Consider the following 18,259-nt stretch of genomic DNA (forward strand, 5'->3'; position numbering starts at 1 on the left):
GGGTGGTCGGTCGTCAGAGGGACGGAACCACTCACAGTCCGCCGCCGCCCTTGCGGTTGCCGGAGTCGAGTACGCCCTGCTGCTCCTTGGCGATGTCGTTGAGCGCGTCCTTCGGCGTCTTCGCGCCGTTGAGAGCCGCGTTCACGTTGGTGTTCTCAATGTCGACGAGGCGCGCGTACTCGGGCACATTCCACATGTCCCGCATCCGCGAGACCGAGTCGGCGTACACCTGGTTGAACGGCCCGGCATCGAGGAACTCGGACGACTCCAGGGCGTCCGTACGCGCCGGCACGCCACCGGCCGCGGCCCACTTCTTCTGGATGTCGGCCTGCTCGAACCACTTCATGAAGTTCAGGGCTTCTGCCTGGTTCGCCGCGGGGGAGTAGGCCGACACGTGCATCCCCATGCCGCCGAGAGGCACCAGGTTCGTCTTCTGGCTCGGCAGGGTGGCGAAACCCAGCTTGTCGAGAATCTGCTCCCGCGTGGTGCCGAGCGTCGACTGCTTCGGGTCGAGCAGGCCGCCGCTCGCGGCGATCCAGTTGAAGGCGATGCATGCCTTGCCCTGGGCGACCGCCGCGTTCACCTCGTCGATGAACCAGTTGCCGGAGCCCTTGGCGGTCAGCGGCTTCATCTTGTTGACCAGGACGTCCATCGCCTCCTGGCCCGCGGTGTCGTTGATGACGCCGTCGATCTTGCGCGTCTTGGAGTTCCAGAGGTTGCCGCCGTAGACGCCGTTGACCGTGTTGTAGGTCACGGCCGCGGCGTCGGAGCCGTTGGCCTGGTGGAAGGCCAGCCCGCTGACGCCGGGGTTGTCCGCCTGGCACTTCTCGGCGACCGAGATCATCTCGTCCCACGTCTGCGGCGGCTTGTCGCCGATCAGGTCCTTGCGGTAGATCATCGTCCAGGTGTCGCCGAGCAGCGGCAGTCCGTACAGGCTGGCGTTCTCGTCGCGCTTGCCGGTCTCGGCCTGGGGGTACTGGCCGTAGGCCGCCAGGAGGTACGGGTTGTAGGCCTTGACGTCGATGTTCTTCTTGACGAAGTCGGTGAGGTCGAGGATGTTGCCGTTCGTCACGGCCTCGCCGATGTGCTGCGAGTCCAGGATCGGGATGTCGAAGTCGGTCTTGTGCGCTGCGAACTGGGTGAACATCGCGTCGTGCCAGTTCGCGTTCGGCACGGTGTTGACCTTGATGGTCACGTTCGACCGCTCTTTGGTGTACTCCGCGTTCGCGAAGTCCTCCAGCGCGTGGGCGGGGGGCCAGTCGAACCAGATGAAGCTGAGGGTCAGCGGGTCCTTGGTGAGCTCCGGGATGGTCGCCGGCGCCTTGGGGGCGCTCGCCTTCGCGTCGTCGTCCTGGCCGCAAGCCGCCATGGTCGTGGCCACCAACACGGCCGCCGTCGCCAGCCGCACCTTTCGACCGGGAACGGGCAGGCGTCCTACTCGCTGTGGATACCGCATCTTCTTGCCTGCTTTCTGGGGGGTGGGGACCTCTGGAGCCTTGCTGCGTGCTTCGCCGAGCAGTTGCCGGGTTGTTCAGGCGTGTCGCCGGCTGTCGCAGGGGCTGACCCGCGGACCGGCGTCACGAGTACGCCGTGACGTGATGGGGCTTCAGGCAGTCGAGAGGTCCTTCGGTCCTTGTGGGGCCCGGTGGCGAACCAGGTAGGACGTCGAGCATGCTCATGGGAGCTCCAACTGATCGAAGCGGAGCGATGGCGGGCGGTTCCCCGATGGGTGAAGGATGGCCGGCATCCGCCACCTTTCCTATACGATCCGAGTGGGGGCGTCAATATCCCGTAGCGTTGCGACCGATCTCAACAGGTTCCCGAAGGCGCAGGAAAGGACCTCACGTCACGATGGACGACGAAGCGATGATCGCGCGGCGCCGTGGGGCCACGACGGGCGGAACGCCGCAGGGAAGATCTCGCGGCCGGCTTGCCGACGAGGTGTACGACACGCTGCTCGGACAGCTGATGTCGCTACGGATCGAGCCTGGCTCCCGCGTCACGATCGACGTCCTGGCGCGAGAGCTGGGGGTCTCGCAGACGCCGATCCGAGACGCTCTGAACCGCATGGAGGCCGAGGGCCTGGTCGTGCGTGTGCCCCATGCCGGCTATCGCATTCCCCCCCAGATCACCCGTGACCGATTCGAGGACATGCTTGAGATCCGCCTGCTCCTCGAGCCGGCGGCGGCGCGCAGATCCGCCGAACGCGCAACCTCGAAGCAGGTGGCCGGTATGCGACGGATGCTGGAGGAGATGGCGGAGCTGGAGGGGGGCGACGGGCCCATGGCCTATGGCGCCTTCGGGCTACGCGACGCCGCTTTTCACGATCTCGTCGCCCTGAGCGCGGGGAACCAGGTCATCCGCGAAGCGCTCGCTCGCCTGCACACGCATGTGCACCTGTTCCGGCTTCTCCACGACACCCAGGTCACTCACCTGGCCATGGCCGAGCACGAAGAGATCCTGGCCGCGATCGCCGCGCGTGACCCCGACGCCGCCGCCTACGCCATGCGTCGGCACATCCTGCTGTCCGGCGAGCGGTTCCGGCGATTGTTCGACGAGGCCAAGGGCGCGGACGGAATGGCGATAGAGGCTTGACGGGCGGGCCGGGCCGAGGAATGCTAACCCAATCGGATCGGATTGGATCGGATTGGATCCACTTCACCCGCCCCAGATGCGAGGAGAAGCAGGTGCCCAGAGCACTGCTCCTGACCGGCGACGCCGCCGAGGAGCTCGACACCATGTATCCCTACTATCGCGTGCAGGAGGGCGGCTGGGACGTCGACGTCTCGTCACGGACGATGCGTGACGTTCAGCTGGTCATCCACGAGTTCGACCCCAACTCCGACGCCTACGTGGAGAAGAACGGCCGCAAGCTGCCGGTCGACGTGCCCTGGGCCGAGGTCGACGTCGAGCGCTACGACGCCCTCATCATCCCCGGTGGACGCGCCCCCGAGTGGATCCGGGTCGACGCCGACGTCAGGCGCATCACCGAGCACTTCTTCGCGCGCGACCTCCCGATCGCGCTGGTGTGCCACGGTGCGCAGGTGCCGGCCGTGTACGGGCTGCTGAAGGGGCGGAAGACGGCGTGCTTCCCTCCCATCACCGGTGACATGGAGAACGCGGGCGCGACGGTCATCGACGCTCCCGACGTCGTGGACGGCAACCTCGTCTCCTGCCGGGGGTGGCCTGACATGCCGCAGTTCGGCAGGGCGATGATGGAGCTCTTCTCGAAGTCCGTCAACTCCGCATCGGCATGAGCACACCGGACCTGTCTCGGTGACGGCACTTCGGACCGTCACCGTCGGCGGCTCCCCCGTCCACGTCCTGGAGAGCGGCACCGGGCCCGCGGTGCTGATGCTGCACGGCTCCGGACCCGGTACGACCGGATCCGGCGCCTGGGCGACGACGGCACAGGCGCTGGGCCCGTCCTGGCACGTGGTGGCCCCCGACCAGGCGGGGTTCGGCCGCACCCCGATCCCGGCGGGCTCCAGGGGCGGGCTCCGGCTGTGGACGGAGCAGGCCGCGGGCCTGATGGACGCCCTCGGTGTCGAGCACTACGCCGTGGTGGGCCACTCCATGGGCGGCGCCGTGGCGCTGGCGCTGGCGGCCGCGCGTCCCCAGCGGGTCACCCGTGTCGTGGCGGTCTCGACGATGGGCGCCCCCGGGGCGCCGCTGTCCGCCGAGCTCGACGCCATCTGGGCCGCCCCCGCCGGCCCGTCCGGGGCGCGGGACATGTTGAGCCGCCTCGTCCTCGACCAGGCGCTCGTGACCGAGCCGGCCGTCGCCGCCCGTGCGGCCGCGATGCGAGAGGGGGCGGCCGCGTTCGCGTCGCTGTTCCCCGCACCCAGGGCACGCTGGGCCGACGACCTCACCCTCTCGGCGCAGACGCTGGCAGGGATCCGCGCGCCCGTGCTGCTCGTCCACGGCGCCGAGGACCGGGTCACCCCGCTCGGGACGGCGGCCCTGCCCCTGCTCGAACACCTGGCCGATGTCCGTCTGCACGTGCTCGGCCGATGCGGGCACGTGCCGGCGCTCGAGCACCCGCACGACTTCAGGCGGCTCCTGTCGTGCTTCCTCGGCCGGGAACGAGGTCACTGATCGCCGCGACAGGTCCGCGGCCCGTGCTCAAGCAGGTCAGCGTGAAGCAGGCGTGATCCGCGAAGCCACCCTCGAAGGGCTCGACGCCGCTGCCCGCGAGGGAGACCACGGTGGCCGGCCGCGCCGGTCGTCACCGACGACATGCCGCACACCGTGCCGCGCCGGCGTGCGGGCGGTGAGTCCGTCGAGGACATCCGCCCCGACCTGATCATCCCCACCGGCGCGCTGAGCGTGGCGGACGGGATGATCACCGAATGGCTGGAATACTACGACCGGGCCACCCCGCGGCGCGGGACGGTTCCCGGTACGGACTTCGCGACATGGCGGCCCCCGCTCCGCAGGACTCGGGGACACCCGGTTCCGCGACGCCGAACTCCGGGACGCCGGGCTCCGAGGTGTCAGGGCCGGGCCCGCCCGGTCGTCGTTCGTCCGGGTCCGGCTCGTGGGGGGCCGGACCCGGCGGGCCGGAGGCGGCTCTCCGGGAGCCGCCGTGACCGGCGAGGGCGTGACCCGCCTCCTCCCCGGGCGGGCCGCGGGCCGCCGGAGACCCTTCTCAGGTGTTCGTCGTCGCCGGGTTTTCCCCGCGACGCGGCCAGGAGGGCGGGCGGGGAGGTGCTCGCCGTTCCCGGCCGGAGCGCTGGGCGAACGCCTCGGACCGTGGTTGGGAAATCGCACTCGGTATCCGTCGTGTACTTTCTCGCGTAATGTGCGAGGTATTGCACACTTCGTGTCACCGCATACTTACCGAGCGCAGAAATCGTCAATTGCGCGAAATCCGGCCGCACGAGCGGCAATCAATGGCAACGCCCTCTTCGCCGCCGGCCGCATTCGTGAACCGCCGTCCGCCCTGGCGTGAGTGGAGCGGTCTCATTCCGGGGAAAATCCGCCTGGACTCCGGAGAACTCCAGGTGGAAGGGGCTGGAAGCGGGCGTCGCGAGCCTCCCGGACGGGTTCTCGGCGTGTCCGGACGGTCGCGGTCCGCGTCCGCGGCGTTCCGAGAACGAGGGAATCCAGAGGGCGCCCGGCTGATGTGAAATATCTTCGGATCCGTTTCGTGAAGAATCTTCAGATGAAATCCATGCCGATAGGCTGATTCCTGACCCATAATCGCCGTCAAGAACATGGGGATCGCGAAAAAGGGAGCGCTGCGTTGCACGGCAGAACCTCTCCGCTGTTCATCGGCCGGAAGCGGGAACTCGACTTCCTCGGAGAGGCGTGGGACGAGGCCAGACGCCGTGACGCGCGGATCGTGGGGGTCCGGGGGACGTCGGGGATCGGCAAGACCGAGCTGGTCGAGCGCTTCCTGCGTACCGTGCCCGGCGTGCGGACCGTCCGCGCCTTCGGTGACGAGGAGGCGCTCGCCCATCCCTGGGGGGTGCTGGAACAGATCGCCGAGCAGCTGCCGACCCCGACACTCGCCAGGACGCTGTCGGGCCAGTCCGAGGCGGCCTTCGTCGGGCAGGCCCTCGCGGCGGAGTTCGCCGCCGCGGACGCGCTGATCGTGGTCGTCGACGACGCGCACTGCGGCGACCGGCAGTCGATGGCCGCGCTCCGCCTGGCGGCCCGGCGCCTGCGCAATGCCCAGGTCATGCTCCTGGTCGTGCACCAGGCCCCCGGGTACGCGACGGGAGCCGCGCCGGACGCTCCCCGCCTGGAGCTCCACGAGGGATGGGAACGGATCTTCGACTCGGCGCAGGGGCGCCTGCTCCAGGTCGAGGGGCTCCCCGCCGACGATCTCGTGAGGCTCGCCGTCGCCACCGGCCACGACGGGCTCACCCCCTCCGGCGCCAGGAGGCTGCACGAGCACACCGACGGCAACGCGCTGCACTCGGTCCTCCTGCTGGACCAGGTGGAGATGCACTCGATCAACTTCGGCAACGGCCCGCTGCCCGCCCCCCGCGGCATGACGCAGGCCGTCGTGGCGCGGCTGGCGTCGTGCGGCCGCCGTACCCGCGAGGTCGTCGGCGCGGCGGCGGTGCTCGGCCGCCGCTTCGGCCTGGCCGACCTGCGCGCGCTCTCCGGCGTCGCCGACGCCACGACACCCCTCGCGGAGGCCGCCGACGCCGGGCTGGTCAAGGAGATCCCCGGAACGGCGGGGCAGGAGTTCGCGTTCACCACCCTGCTCGTCTGGGACCGCATCTACTACGACTCCGGCGTCGAGCGCCGCCGTGCCCTGCACCGCAGCGCCGCCCTGCTCGGCGGTCCCGGCGCGCTGTGGCACGGGATCGCGGCGTCCGGCGGCGGCACGGACGGTGAGCTCGCCGCGCTGGCGCAGGAGGAGGCCCGGTCCCTGCTGTCGCGCGGCAGGCTCCCCCTGGCGGCGGTGTACGCCCGCCACGCCGCGGAGCTGACCCCGCCGGGACCGGACAGGGCGGCCCGCCTGCTGACGGCCGTGGAGACCCTGCTGGTCTCCGGTGACGCCACCGTCGCCCGGCGCTACGAGAGCGAGATCCTCGCGACGCCGCGAGGTCCCTGGCGCGACTACGTGGCCGGTTACCAGGCCCTGATCTCCGGGCGCGTCGCGGAGGCCAAGCTGCTGCTGGTCCAGGCGCTGGGCGCCGCCGGGCGCGACAGCGCGGAGAGCCCGCACGCGCCCGCGGACCTGCGGGCGCGCATCGCGGCCCAGCTCGCGATCATCGGGGTGGTCGAGCTCTCCTATCCCGAGATGGTCGAGTACGGTACGGCGGCCGTCGCGGCGGGCAGCCACGAGCCGTGGGTGCGCGCGTTCGCCTGGTTCGCCCAGTCCGTGGGCTGGACCCTGGCCGGACGGGCGGAGGAGGCGCTGGCGTCCCTGGCGGACGCCGACCTTCCGGGTTCGGTGGCCGGGCTGGACGGGCTGGTGGCCCGCGGGATGATCCGGCTGTGGACCGACGACCTGGAGGGCGCGTCCGCCGACCTGCGCGAGAGCGTCGCGCGGGCCACGCGTGGCGAGGCGCTGCGGGTCGGCCAGGCGCTCGGCTTCCTGGGCGAGGTCGAGTACCGGCGGGGCAGGCTCGACGACGCCGTCCAGTTCACCCGGCTCGCCGTCGGCGACGCCGAGGAGAACGATCGGGTCTGGGACTACGCGATCCTGCACTCCCTGGCGTGCTTCCCCCGCGCGGCCCGGGGTGAGTGGGACCGGGCGCGCGAGCACGCCCGCCAGGCCGCGGAGTGGGCGCCGATCGTCGAGAGCAGGGCGAGCCTCGCCTACGCGGCGGGCGCGCGCGCGGCGATCGCCCAGGCCCAGGGCGACGTCCAGCGGCTGCTCAGCGCGGCCGAGGCCATCGAGCTTCACTACGACTCCCTGGAGCCGGGCACCCACCTGTTCGGCCCGATCGGCGCCGACGCCCTCTCCCAGCTCGGCCGGGCCGACGAGGCGGAGGCCGCGCTGGGCCTCTTCAGCGACAGGGCCGCGTCGAGCGGGCGCCGCTCGGCCCTGATGTCCATCGCCAGGGTGCGGGGCCAGATCGCCGCCGTCCGGGGCGACCACGCGGGCGCCGTACGGGAGTGCGAGGAGGCCCTCTCCCTGGCCCGCGAGGTGGGCCTGCCGATCGAGGCCGGCAGGATCGACCTGGTGATGACGCGCTCCCAGCACGCCCGGGGCCGCCACGCCGAGGCGGAACGGCTGCTGAGGCGGGCGCTGGTCGCCTTCAACCGTACCGGCGCCGCGGCCTACGCCGCCCTCGCGCTGAAGACGGCCGGGGAGCTCAGGCTTTCCGTGGACGGCCCCAACGCCGCCTTCAGCAGTCTCACCGGGGCCGAGCGCGAGGTCGTGGCGATGGTCTGCGAGGGCATGACCACCCGTCAGATCGCGCAGAAGCGCTCGGTGGCGATCAGCACCGTGGAGACGCAGCTGAACCGCATCTACGCGAAGCTGAACGTCACCAACCGGGTCGAGCTCCGCGCGGTCCTGTCAGACCCCGACGAATAACCCGACGAACAAGGCGAACGGCCGGCATCCGGCTCGAGCGGAACGGCGCCGCGGCCACGCCGGCGTACGGGAAAGGTGCATGTCGAGGTTTGTCGTGCCATCCGTAGGGGTGGTACCTGGACGCTTTCCCGATCTCCGGCCACTACCGTGAGCGACTGCCAGAGCGCCGGGAGAGCGGCGCCGCCGACAGGAGGCCGGAATGCGGTTGACCATCGACGTCCAGAGGACCGCCACCGGTCACATCGCCGGGACGGTCGAATCCGATGACTCCGCGCCGCCCGTCCCCTTCCACGGTGTCATCGAGCTGGTCACCCTCCTGGAAACCCACCTGGACGGATGATCGCGCGAGAGGGCGCCGCGTGCCCATCGGCGCCGGCGGCAGTCGTCCACGGAGTGTCACGCCAGGGGGGAGAGCATCAGATGGACACCACGTCCCACCTCGGGAGGGAACACCGTCGTCGGCCGGCGACGGGCCGGGCGTACCACCGGCCGCCGGTCGTGACGGTCCAGCGGGCCGTGAAGGCCGTGAAGGCCGTGAAGGCCGCGGAGGCCGCAGAGGCCGCAAGAGCCACGCCGGGTAGGCGGGGCGTGCCGGACATGCGGGGAGCGCCGGTCGTGCGGGCCGGGCGGAACGGCCGCGCGGGATCGGCCGGGGCCGCCACGTGAACGCCACCATGACGGTCTTCGTGCCGCCGACCGAGAGCGGCCACGACCTGCTGGACAACTGGATACGGCCGATCTGCGCGAGGCTGGGGGTCCGCCTGGCGGTCGCCCTTCCCGGTGCCGGCCAGACCACCGCGCTCGCGGCGCAGCGGGCGTCGACCTTCGTCGTGTGGGACTGCTCGGTCGAGGGGCCCGAGGACGTCTACGCGGCCTTCAACATGCGCGCCAAACTCGATCCCGGCAGCATCATCCTCAGCCGCACCCCGCTGCCCCGCAACGTGCTGACCCGCGCCGGCCACGCCCCCGTGCACGGCGAGACCCTGGGCAACCCGGAACTGGGCGAGTGGCTGGAGCGGCGCCTGCGCCGCGTGCTGGGCACGGTCCGCACGCCCGCGCCGCGCCTGCCCGCGCCCCGGGAGCACTACTGGATGTTCGACGACCCGGCCGACTACTTCCTCAGCTTCCACGGCGACCACCGGCAGGAGGCGGCGGAGTGGCGCGCGGGCTTCGAGAAGGCGCACTCGGTCACCGTGCGGATGGTGCCGCCCCGCGAGTACTCCTACCCGGCCGAGGTGGTCACCCGGCAGCAGATGTGGGAGGGCGTGGCGCGGCTGATGTACGAGATCATCGCGACCGGGAGGGCCATCGTCCACCCCTCGCCGGACTACTTCTCGTCGTTCTGGACGGTGAGCGAGCTGCTGGCCACGCTGTGGCTGCTGCCGCGCGGTTCCACACCGCCCATGATCACCTCCGCGTACGCCGCCCGGCCCTCGGGCGGCATCCGGCGGCTGGAGCACCTCACCGCCCGTGCCGTCCTGGGCGTCCCCCTGCTGGGCGACGCCCACGCCGACCGCTTCGCCAGGCTCATCAACAACTCCGACCCGATCACCACCGCCCCGCGGGTCCGCAGGCCTCCGGAGGGCGGGGGAGAGGCCGTCGTCGAGACGGTGAAGCAGGTCGGCCGGCGCGATCCCGAACTGGCGGGCTCACGGTTCTGGGACGAGATGCGGGTGCCCTGCCCGGTCTGCGCACCCCGGGGCAGGGCCGCCGCGAAAGTCGACTGGGGCCGGCACATGGACCTGTCGTGGGACGAGCGGGGGGTGGACCATTACGGCTACTTCACCGCGCGGCGCGAGGACCTCGGCGCCGGGGGAATTCGCTGCCCCGGGTGCCGTACCCACCTGAGGCTCGTCAACGAGCACGGTGTCCGCACGCTCTGGACACCGCTCCCCGAGGGGGAACCCGAACGGGACCGGCCGGTCATCCAGCGCGATCCCGTCTGGCAGGTGCTGCCGGACGGCCCGCAGGGCGCCGAACCGGCTTCCAGGGGGAAGGACGCGGGCGGCGTGCTCGGCCTCCGGGACAGGGGGTTCACCACCGGGACGAGGTGGGCGTCGGCGCGCAGCTTCGTCTGACCGTGCGAGGCCCCTCCGGGTCTCGTCACCCCGCGAACGGGAGCGTTCCAAAACATCGGACGGCCTGGTCATCGTCCGCGACGGGATCAGGTCGGAGAGTGCCGGTGAGAGTTCGTCGAGAGTTCGGTGAGAGAAGGGGAGGGGGATCCCGTTGACACCGCTCAAGCAGAGTTCCCACGCCCGAGGAGAACGGATGAACGCCACCCCTTTCCGGCCCGCGGGCCGGGGCGCCGGGGTGGAGCCCCGGTGAGGGCGGGGGAGGGTGGGGGAGCCGCTCGGCCCTCCCGGGAGCCGCGCGGGAAACCGGCGGGAGGGCCGGGCCGGGATCTGGATTCCGGCCGCGTCGCCGGATCCTCCGGCGATTCCGGTGTCCTCGGCGATTCCGGCGTTCCCGGTGTTCCCGGTGTTCCCGGCGGGGCCGCGGACCGCGAGCGCCGCCTGGCCCTGTCGCTGAGCCGTCGCTCCAGCGAGCTCGCGGCCGCCGGACGCCACGAGGAGGCGCTCGCCGCGAGCGAGGAGGCACTGGAGATCACCCGGCGGCTGGCCGGGGACGACCGAGACACCTACCTCCCCGATCTGGCCCTGTGCCTGGCCGGCGCGGCGATGCGGTACGTCCGGCTGGGCCGCAGGCACGACGCGGTCGACGTGGGGCGCGAGGCGGTGGCCGTCAGGCGCGAGCTGGTGGAGACGCGTTCCGACGAGTACCTGCCCCACCTGGCGGGCTCGCTGAACGGCCTCGCCTGCGACCTGGGCCGGATCGGCATGCCGGAGGCCGCTTTGGACGCCGCCCGCGAGGCGGTCGGCATCTACGAGCGGCTCGCCGTCCGGAGCCCGGCGGCACACGAGCCGAGCCTCGCGATGGCGCTGCACACGCTGGCTCAGCGGACGGCGTCGCTGGGGCGGCTGGAGGACGCCGTGCTCCACAGCGCGAGAGCCGTCTCGATCCGGCGGCGGCTCGCCACGGAGAACCCGCCCGCCTACTCGGGGGCCTTCGCCACCGCGCTGCACGGCCTCGGCTGGCAGCTGGCCGCGCTGGGACGCCGCGAGGAGGCCATCGCCGCCTACGCCGAGTCGGTCACGATCCGCCACCGGCTGGCCCGCTCGGAGAACGCCCGGGCCGCCGACCACGACTACCTGGCCGCCGTGGCGGGGGAGTGGGCGGACCTCCTCATGGACGCCGGGCGCCTCCCGGCGGCCATGGAGCCACTGGAGATCGCCAGAACGGCCTCCCTGCACGCCGGTGACACCGAACGGGCGGACTGCCTGGCCGCCCTGATGGAACGTGCCGGAAGCAGCCGCGTCTGAGCTTCCGCCTCCCGTACGGGTACGTCGACTCCGGTTCCCGTACGGAGCGTGGAGGTGAGGACGAGATCCGCGTCCCGCGCGGGAGGAGGGGACTCGCGCGGGCCGGGGCCCGCGTGCGGGAGGGGAGACCCGCACGCGGGCCATGAGCAGGCGCGCGGCCTCGGCCGCCGATCGGGGTTCGTGACCCCGGCCCGGGTGACCCCTCCATCACCCAGGCCGGGGTCCTACCCGGCGGTGGGCCGGGTGCTCTGGCGGTCGCGGGCGCGCTCGTGAGCGTGGTCGCGAGCAGGACCGGGGGTGCGGTCGCGCGCCGGGAGCGCCCTCGTCACGCGAAGCATCCGCCCACGCCCAGGCGCGCGCCCCGGTTGAAGGCGCCCAGGCGTTGCGCGGCGGTGCCGTGGTCGCTGACGTCGGTCCAGGGGGTGTCGTCGGCATGCGCCCGCAGGGCCGCCGAGATCTCCTGGGTGTCGCCGGTCTCGAAGTACAGGATGCCGTCCTCGGCGGCTCCGAAGAGCGCCGCCCCGGCGAGGCAGTCGGCCTGGAGTTCGAGCTGCCGGGACAGCAGCCTCTCGGGGATGCGGGCCTGGACGGCATGGCTCCATTCGTGCGCGATGATCAGATATACCCAGGCGTCCCCCTGCTGGTATCCCATTCGCATGAGGTCGACGTCCCACGCGATGAAGTCGTAGGGCGGCCAGCAGTACAGGGCATTGTCATCGGGAAGGGGATATCCCTGACACGTCGGCGCGTTGCCCCACGCGCCGTCGTACGCGCCGAGAACGCGCGGGGGTGAATACCTGCCGGGGAAGAACTCCGACCAGTGCGTCGCCCAGAACCGGTTGACGGTGTATTGGGCACTGCGAATGTCCTCGTTGATGTCGTCGAGGCTCCTCGCGGCGGCGGGTCTCACCGGGGAGTTCCCGCTCGTCGTGGCGGCCGCGGTGCCTGTGGGGACCGCGATCAGCACGCCGATGAGCAGCGCGACGAGTGCGAGACGAGTGGTTCTCCGTCGTGAAGCGGCCATGGGCTTCTCCCCTGTCGCTGGCGGCCACATACCGGATGCAATGGTCTATCGCAGGGCTTTTTCGCAGAGCACGGTCACCATATGGGGAAAGGTAATACGAGAGAAGCGCTATCGCGAGATCGTATGGAATATCGCGTTAATTCGTCGTTGGATTCGGGGGATTAGAGGCGCGTCGTAAATCGGCGCGAAGCGGGAGCGGCCACCGGAGGGTTCTCCGGCGCCGGCGACGCCCACGATTCCCGGACGGGGACGATCGACCCCCGGCGGGGACGGCGGCCCGGGATCGGGTACTCCGGGAAACCCGGTGAGGGGTCGCGCTAGGCCGCCGGGGGAGCGGAGCTCTCGCGGATGACGAGGTCGGTGGAGAGCTCGACCCGGCGGGGCTCGGGTGACTCGCCGCGGGAGATGCCCAGGGCCATCCGGGCGGCGAGGAAGGCCATCTCCTCCAGGGGCTGGCGGACCGTGGTGAGCGGCGGCCAGGCGGACCTGGACAGGGGCAGGTCGTCGAAGCCGACGACGCTCAGGTCGTCGGGGACGCGCAGCCCGCGCTGCCTGGCCGCCTCGAAGACGCCGAAGGCCTGCAGGTCGCTGCCGGCGAAGATGGCGGTGGGCCGGTCGGGCAGCGAGAGCAGGGTGTGGCCGTGGTCGTGGCCGGAGCCGACGAGGAAGTCGCCGTGCAGGATCAGCGCGGGGTCCACCTTGACCCCCGCCGTCTCCAGCGCGGCCCGGTAGCCGTCGATGCGGGCGCGGCTGCACAGCACGTCGGACGGGCCGCCGATCATGCCGATCCTGCGGTGGCCGAGCTCCAGGAGGTGCCGGGTGGCGGTCAGGCCGCCCTGCCAGTTGGTCGCGCCCACCGAGGCCACGCCGGGGGCCGGCTCGCCCTCGGGGTCGACGACCACGAAGGGGATCGAGCGGGAGTTGAGCCGGTCGTACCGCTGTGCGGAGAGCCGGGAGCCGACGATGATCACACCGTCGGTGCGGCGGGCGGCCAGCCGGTCGAGCCAGTCGCGGCCGGGACCCGCGTGGGTGTGCAGGACGGAGATCACGATGCTGGCCGCGGCCTCCGCGGCGGCCTTCTCCGCCCCGCGGATGAGCTCCATCGCCCACGGGCTCTCCAGCTCGGCGAAGATCAGGTCGATCAGGCCCGCCGGACCGTCGGTGCCGGTCGCGCGCCGGATGTAACCGTGCTCGCGCAGGAGCCGCTCGACCCGCTTGCGGGTCTCCGGCGACACCTCGGCCCTGCCGTTGATCACCTTGGAGACCGTGGGGGCGGAGACACCCGCCTCCTCGGCGATACGGGCGATCGTCACCCGGGGCTTACCTGGCATGACCGGCAGCATATCCGAAACCTTTCGGGGTGTGGCCGGTGGCCTGGGAATACGCCTCCCGCCCTCACCGTGGAGCTCTCGCGTGGTGCACCGGCCGCGCTTGAGCGTTTTCTCCGCGTCATGGCTGGAAAATTTTTACGATCGACAGAAATGTTCACCGGCTCGCGTCGCGGTTGTGAGCGCCACGCGTAGGGGGGACCATGCGGGAGTGCCCGCCGGGACGCCGTTCGCGTCCCGGCGCCGCGTGAACCCGTACGGCCCGGGGCGGGCGCCGCGTCAACGCCGGGTCAGGCCGGCGGCGCCGCCGGACTCCCGCAGGGCGGTGAGGAGGGCGAGCGGTGTCGCGGCCGCCCACGCCTGGGGGGAGGACGAGTGCGGGTAGGGCACCGGGTCCGGATGCTCGTCGCGCCCGTACCCGGCCATGACCTCCGGCAGCCGCCAGCCGTGCGCGGCCGCCGCCCGTACCAGGCCGTGGGCGACGGTCCGGGCCTCCTCGGCGAGCCCGCGGCGCGCCAGGCCGAGCACGATGAGGGCGTTGTCGTGCGGCCAGATGCTGCCCAGGTGGTAGGAGAGCGGGTGGTAGGGGACCTGGCCCGCGGCGAGCGTGCGGATGCCGAAGCCGGAGAAGAAGTCCGGCCGCAGCAGCCGCCGGCCCACCGCCCGCTCCTCCTCCGGGGACAGGATGCCGGACCACAGCAGGTGCCCGGCGTCCGAGGCGAGCGTGTCGACCCGCCGGTCCCCGCCGTCCAGGGCGAGCGCGGGGAAGGCGTGCTCGGGCATCCAGAAGTCGCGGCGGAACCGGTCCCGCAGGTCGGCGGCGGCCTCCTCCAGGAAGCCGGCCCAGCGCGGGTCCCCCCACACCGCGCGGGCGAGCCGGGCCGTGCGGACCAGGGCGTCGTAGGCGTACCCCTGGACCTCGCAGACCGCCAGGGCGCCCTCGGCCCGCGCGCCGTCGGAGAAGCGGATGGCGTCGGCGGAGTCCTTCCAGTTCTGGTTGACCAGGCCGCCGCCCGCCGCGTCGGAGGTGTAGCGGAGGTACCCGTTCCCGCCGAGGCCGCCGTCGCGGAACATCCACTCCACCGCCGCGCGCGCCTGCGGTTCGAGGCGCCGGGCCAGCGCCGGGTCGCCGGTGGCCGAGGCGTGGGACTCCAGCAGCACCAGGAAGAGCGGGGTGGCGTCGACGCTCCCGTAGTAGCGGCCGTAGGGGACCTGCCGGAAGTGCGCGAGCTCGCCGTGCCGCACCTCGTGCACGATCCTGCCCGGCTGCTCCAGGCGGGAGGGGTCCTCCCGCGTCCCCTGGACGGCGGCGAGGGCGAGCAGGGTGTCGGCGGCCAGCGCGGGCCGGTACGGCAGGGCGAAGAGCGAGGTCAGCAGGGAGTCGCGGCCGAACAGGCCGAGGAACCAGGGGACGCCGGCCGCGGGCACCCGCAGTGCCTCGCCGCCGGGGCCGGAGGTGGGGACGCGCAGCCGCGCCAGGTCGGCCAGCCCTTGCTCGCAGGCCCGGGCCAGTTCCTCCCAGGAGGTGAGGTCGCGGGGGCGGGGCCGCGCGCCGGCGAACGCGCCGGTGTCGGCCTCCAGCCGTTCCCGCACGGTGCCGGGGGAACCGGGTGGGGACGGTTCCCCCGTACCGTGCGGGACGGCCAGGACGGTGAGCCGCAGATCCGCCGCGCCGTGGGCGGGCAGCTCGAACCGCCAGGTCAGGACGCGGGCGGTACCCTCGCCCTCGCCGTCGGCGGGGCGGGTCCGATGCGGCGGCGGCGAGGCGGTGACGGTGGTCCGCGAGGACCAGCTCTCACCGCGCCGGTAGTGGAAGGCGACCCCGTCCGGCGTGTCGTGCGCGGTGCGGCGCGCGCCGGGCTTGTCGTACACGCGGTGGTCGGCGCGCAGCTCGAACTGGTCGGCGAAGTCGGCGTCCACGTGAAGTTCGAGCTCCACGGCGGAGGGTTCGCCGCTGTTGCTCACCAGCCGGACGTGTTCGGTGAGGGCGCCCTCGGCCACCGCCTGCCGCCGGAAGACGGTGTAGGCGGGAGGGTTGTCGCGGGTGCCGGCCGGGGTGAGCACGCAGCCGTCGCCGGAGGAGGTCAGCAGGGTCAGCGGGGTCGGCAGGGTCAGCGGGGCCGGCGCGTTCGGCGCCGCGCCGCCCGCGGTCAGCAGCCACCGGCTCAGGTGCCGGGCGTCCCTGACGAACAGCCCGTCCGTCGCGGTCCCCCGGGTGCCGTGGACGTCCCCGTGGGCGGTCACGGCGGCGAAGGTGCCGCTGTTGACCAGCAGGCGGCCGGCGCTCATCGGGCGGAGCCCGCCCCGCCGGGCGGGGCGTCCTCGGGCGTGTCGCCGGACCCGCCGGCCCTGCCGTCCTCGGAGGCGTGGAGCAGGTCCAGGGCCAGGGCGGCGGTCCAGCTGAAGCGCCGGACGCCACGCCCCTCCCCGGTGTACGGCTCCAGATACTCGGCGAACCCCGTGCTGTGGGCCGCGTCCAGGACCTGCGCGCGCAGCCGCCCCGCCGCCCTCACGTCGCCGTGCCGCACCAGGCCGCGGTGGACCAGCCAGGCCATGTTGAACCAGCTGGGACCGCGCCAGTAGCGGTTGCCGTCGAACTCCTCCGCCGTGAGGTCGTAGCTGGGCACGAGCCGGACCTCTCCCAGGCGGAAGCGCGGTCCGCGGGCGGTCCGCACCAGGGCCGACGCGACGTCCTCCGGCAGGCCGGGGACGATCAGCGGGACGAGCCCCGACACGCCGTATCCGGCGACGGGCTCGTCCGTCACCAGGTCGCGGGGGAGGAAGACTCCGCCGGCCGGGTCCCACAGCCGGTCGAGCAGGGCGCCGGTCGTCGCCTCGGCCCGCCGCCGGTGCGTCCCCTCGTCCGCGCCGACCACCCGGGCGATCGCGGCGAGCGCGTGCTCGGAGGCGATGAGCAGGGCGTTGAAGGAGGGGTCCTCGACGGCGAAGGCGTGCGGGGTGCGCGCGTCGTCGTAGCCGTGGTCGCGGTAGGTCGCGGCCAGGCGCACGTACCGCGCGTAGTCCAGGTCGGTGGGCCGGTCGGCGGGGGAGCCGTGGTCGAGGTCGGCCCGGCGGAAGGAGTCCCGCGGCGCGGGCTCGACCCTGGCCAGGGCCGCGTCCCAGCTCGGGCTGTTGTCCAGCCCCGGCTCCCACGGGTGCACCACCGCGGCCAGCCCGCCGCCGCCCAGGTCCCTGGAGATGGCCAGGTAGCGGTGCCAGGCGGCGAGCCGGGGGTAGACGCGCGGCAGGAAACCGCGGCGCCGCGACTCGGCCGGGTCGGCGAGGTGCACCAGCCAGGCGGCCAGGGCGTGCACGGGCGGCTGGACGATCCCGGAGGTCTCGACGGTGGAGGGCGCGCCCGCCCTCCGGTCCGTGCCCGAGGAGCGCCAGAAGTCGGGGCTGGGGAAGTAGGCCCCGAGCGGTACCGACGGGTTGAAGATGATGTGCGGGATCCGGCCGTCGCCCCACTGCGCGCCCAGCAGCGTCTCCAGCTCGCGCTGGGCCCGGCGCGGGGCGATGTGGCGCAGCCCGACGGCGACGAAGGCCGAGTCCCAGCTCCACTGGTGCGGGTACAGGGCACGCGAGGGGACGGTCGCCGCCCCGGTCCAGTTGCCGAGCAGGACGTGCGTGGCGGCCCGGCGCAGGTGGGCCCGGCGGCCGGTGCCGGAGGCGGCGGCCGCTTCGAGGACGGCGGTCATCCGGCCGGCCGGTGCGGGAAGGAGGCACGCCGCAGGAAGGGCGGGATCGAGCGCACGGCCTGGACCGGGTCCCCGGTGAGCCTGCACTCGACGGCCAGGTAGCCGTCGTAGCCGATGGCGTCCAGGGCGCCCAGCCAGGCGGGCCAGTCGAGGTGGCCGGCTCCGGGCTGCATGCGGTTGGAGTCGCTGACCTGCGCGTGGCCGATCAGCGGCGCGGCGGCGAGGACGGCGGCCGCGGGGTCGGTCTCCTCGATGTTCATGTGGTAGCTGTCGATGCCGATGCGGACCGAGTCCAGGCCGACGGCGCGGATCAGGTCGGCGGCCTGCTCCAGCCGGTTGACCATGTGGTCCTCGTAGCGGTTGAGCGGCTCGAGGAAGAGCGTGACGCCCTCGGAGCGGGCGTGCTCGCCCAGCTCGGTGAGACCCTCGAGCAGCACCTCGCGGTCCCGCTCCTCGCTGCGCGGCGGCTCGAACGGCGGCAGCCGGCGCGAGAACATGCCGTAGGAGGCGGGGGTCTGGGCACCGAGCCCGCCGAGCTCGCCGATGACCGACAGCTGCGACTTCATCTGCTCGATCGCGTCGCGGCGCAGGTCGTCGTCGAAGGCGCCGAGGAAGTGGAGCATGTCCACGCACACGGTCGGCATGACCACGCCGTCGGCGAGGGCCTTGCGCAGCTCGGGCAGCCGGTCGCGGAAGTGGAAGGCCCCCTTGCCGCGCAGCTCGATGGCGTCGTAGCCGGCGTCCTGCGCGAACTCCCACTTCTCCTGGAGCGTCTCACCGGGGAGCAACTGCTCCTGGCAGGCGATTTTGAGCATCGT

Annotated in this window: 13 protein-coding genes; 7 read left to right on the top strand and 6 right to left on the bottom strand. The window is 72.7% G+C overall.

All coding sequences use genetic code 11. From position 1 onward, the window contains the following. Nucleotides 1–31: 31 nt before the first annotated feature. A complete protein-coding gene (locus AB0F88_RS35655; protein WP_362694695.1) occupies nucleotides 32–1,456 on the bottom strand; it encodes an extracellular solute-binding protein in 1,425 nt (474 codons plus the stop codon). Nucleotides 1,457–1,851: 395 nt separating this feature from the next. Between AB0F88_RS35655 and AB0F88_RS35660 the strand changes: the two genes are divergently transcribed. From AB0F88_RS35660 to AB0F88_RS35690, 7 genes are all read left to right on the top strand, one after another. Next, nucleotides 1,852–2,595, top strand: coding sequence for a GntR family transcriptional regulator (locus tag AB0F88_RS35660; protein WP_362694698.1), 744 nt, complete (start codon nucleotides 1,852–1,854; stop codon nucleotides 2,593–2,595). Between the two features lie 92 nt (nucleotides 2,596–2,687). Continuing rightward, the gene (locus AB0F88_RS35665; protein WP_155340583.1) at nucleotides 2,688–3,257 is read left to right on the top strand and encodes a DJ-1/PfpI family protein; all 570 of its coding nucleotides are present in this window, start codon (nucleotides 2,688–2,690) and stop codon (nucleotides 3,255–3,257) included. A 19-nt stretch (nucleotides 3,258–3,276) separates the two neighbouring features. Next, on the top strand, nucleotides 3,277–4,098 hold the full coding sequence (locus tag AB0F88_RS35670; RefSeq protein WP_362694702.1) for an alpha/beta hydrolase: 822 nt from the start codon (nucleotides 3,277–3,279) through the stop codon (nucleotides 4,096–4,098). 1,150 nt (nucleotides 4,099–5,248) lie between these two features. Then, nucleotides 5,249–8,008 (top strand): AAA family ATPase, encoded by a 2,760-nt coding sequence (locus AB0F88_RS35675; RefSeq protein ID WP_362694705.1) that lies wholly within the window; start codon nucleotides 5,249–5,251, stop codon nucleotides 8,006–8,008. Between the two features lie 199 nt (nucleotides 8,009–8,207). Next, on the top strand, nucleotides 8,208–8,348 hold the full coding sequence (locus AB0F88_RS35680) for a hypothetical protein (RefSeq protein ID WP_329082214.1): 141 nt from the start codon (nucleotides 8,208–8,210) through the stop codon (nucleotides 8,346–8,348). A gap of 322 nt (nucleotides 8,349–8,670) precedes the next feature. Next, nucleotides 8,671–10,086 carry a hypothetical protein gene (locus tag AB0F88_RS35685; protein ID WP_362694709.1) on the top strand — a complete coding sequence of 472 codons (1,416 nt, stop codon included), beginning with the start codon at nucleotides 8,671–8,673 and terminating at the stop codon, nucleotides 10,084–10,086. A gap of 246 nt (nucleotides 10,087–10,332) precedes the next feature. Further along, nucleotides 10,333–11,391: a tetratricopeptide repeat protein gene (locus AB0F88_RS35690; protein ID WP_362694712.1), complete on the top strand. Its 1,059-nt coding sequence runs from the start codon at nucleotides 10,333–10,335 to the stop codon at nucleotides 11,389–11,391. Between the two features lie 325 nt (nucleotides 11,392–11,716). Here AB0F88_RS35690 and AB0F88_RS35695 read toward each other — a convergent pair whose 3' ends face one another. The 5 genes from AB0F88_RS35695 to AB0F88_RS35715 all read right to left on the bottom strand — a co-directional run bounded on the left by AB0F88_RS35695 (nucleotide 11,717) and on the right by AB0F88_RS35715 (nucleotide 18,256). Continuing rightward, entirely contained in the window at nucleotides 11,717–12,415 is a 699-nt protein-coding gene (locus AB0F88_RS35695; protein ID WP_362694715.1) for a neutral zinc metallopeptidase, read from the bottom strand. 317 nt (nucleotides 12,416–12,732) lie between these two features. Further along, nucleotides 12,733–13,746, bottom strand: a complete 1,014-nt coding sequence (locus AB0F88_RS35700; protein WP_362694718.1) for a LacI family DNA-binding transcriptional regulator — start codon at nucleotides 13,744–13,746, stop codon at nucleotides 12,733–12,735. 276 nt (nucleotides 13,747–14,022) lie between these two features. Further along, nucleotides 14,023–16,032 carry a glycogen debranching N-terminal domain-containing protein gene (locus AB0F88_RS35705; RefSeq protein ID WP_362694721.1) on the bottom strand — a complete coding sequence of 670 codons (2,010 nt, stop codon included), beginning with the start codon at nucleotides 16,030–16,032 and terminating at the stop codon, nucleotides 14,023–14,025. Further along, a complete protein-coding gene (locus AB0F88_RS35710) occupies nucleotides 16,029–17,441 on the bottom strand; it encodes a hypothetical protein (RefSeq protein ID WP_362694724.1) in 1,413 nt (470 codons plus the stop codon). Before AB0F88_RS35710 ends, AB0F88_RS35705 begins: the two co-directional genes overlap by 4 nt. Beyond that, the gene (locus tag AB0F88_RS35715) at nucleotides 17,438–18,256 is read right to left on the bottom strand and encodes a sugar phosphate isomerase/epimerase family protein (RefSeq protein ID WP_362694726.1); all 819 of its coding nucleotides are present in this window, start codon (nucleotides 18,254–18,256) and stop codon (nucleotides 17,438–17,440) included. Before AB0F88_RS35715 ends, AB0F88_RS35710 begins: the two co-directional genes overlap by 4 nt. Between the last annotated feature and the right edge of the window lie 3 nt (nucleotides 18,257–18,259).

This window comes from Streptosporangium sp. NPDC023963, from assembly GCF_040639135.1.
Classification (GTDB): domain Bacteria; phylum Actinomycetota; class Actinomycetes; order Streptosporangiales; family Streptosporangiaceae; genus Streptosporangium.

Excerpts from the sequence above, each read along its gene's own strand:
- AB0F88_RS35655 (WP_362694695.1), bottom strand. The coding sequence starts at position 1,456 with ATGCGGTATCCACAGCGAGTAGGACGCCTGCCCGTTCCCGGTCGAAAG.
- AB0F88_RS35660 (WP_362694698.1), top strand. The coding sequence starts at position 1,852 with ATGGACGACGAAGCGATGATCGCGCGGCGCCGTGGGGCCACGACGGGC.
- AB0F88_RS35680 (WP_329082214.1), top strand. The coding sequence starts at position 8,208 with ATGCGGTTGACCATCGACGTCCAGAGGACCGCCACCGGTCACATCGCC.
- AB0F88_RS35695 (WP_362694715.1), bottom strand. The coding sequence starts at position 12,415 with ATGGCCGCTTCACGACGGAGAACCACTCGTCTCGCACTCGTCGCGCTG.
- AB0F88_RS35700 (WP_362694718.1), bottom strand. The coding sequence starts at position 13,746 with ATGCCAGGTAAGCCCCGGGTGACGATCGCCCGTATCGCCGAGGAGGCG.
- AB0F88_RS35705 (WP_362694721.1), bottom strand. The coding sequence starts at position 16,032 with ATGAGCGCCGGCCGCCTGCTGGTCAACAGCGGCACCTTCGCCGCCGTG.
- AB0F88_RS35710 (WP_362694724.1), bottom strand. The coding sequence starts at position 17,441 with ATGACCGCCGTCCTCGAAGCGGCCGCCGCCTCCGGCACCGGCCGCCGG.
- AB0F88_RS35715 (WP_362694726.1), bottom strand. The coding sequence starts at position 18,256 with ATGCTCAAAATCGCCTGCCAGGAGCAGTTGCTCCCCGGTGAGACGCTC.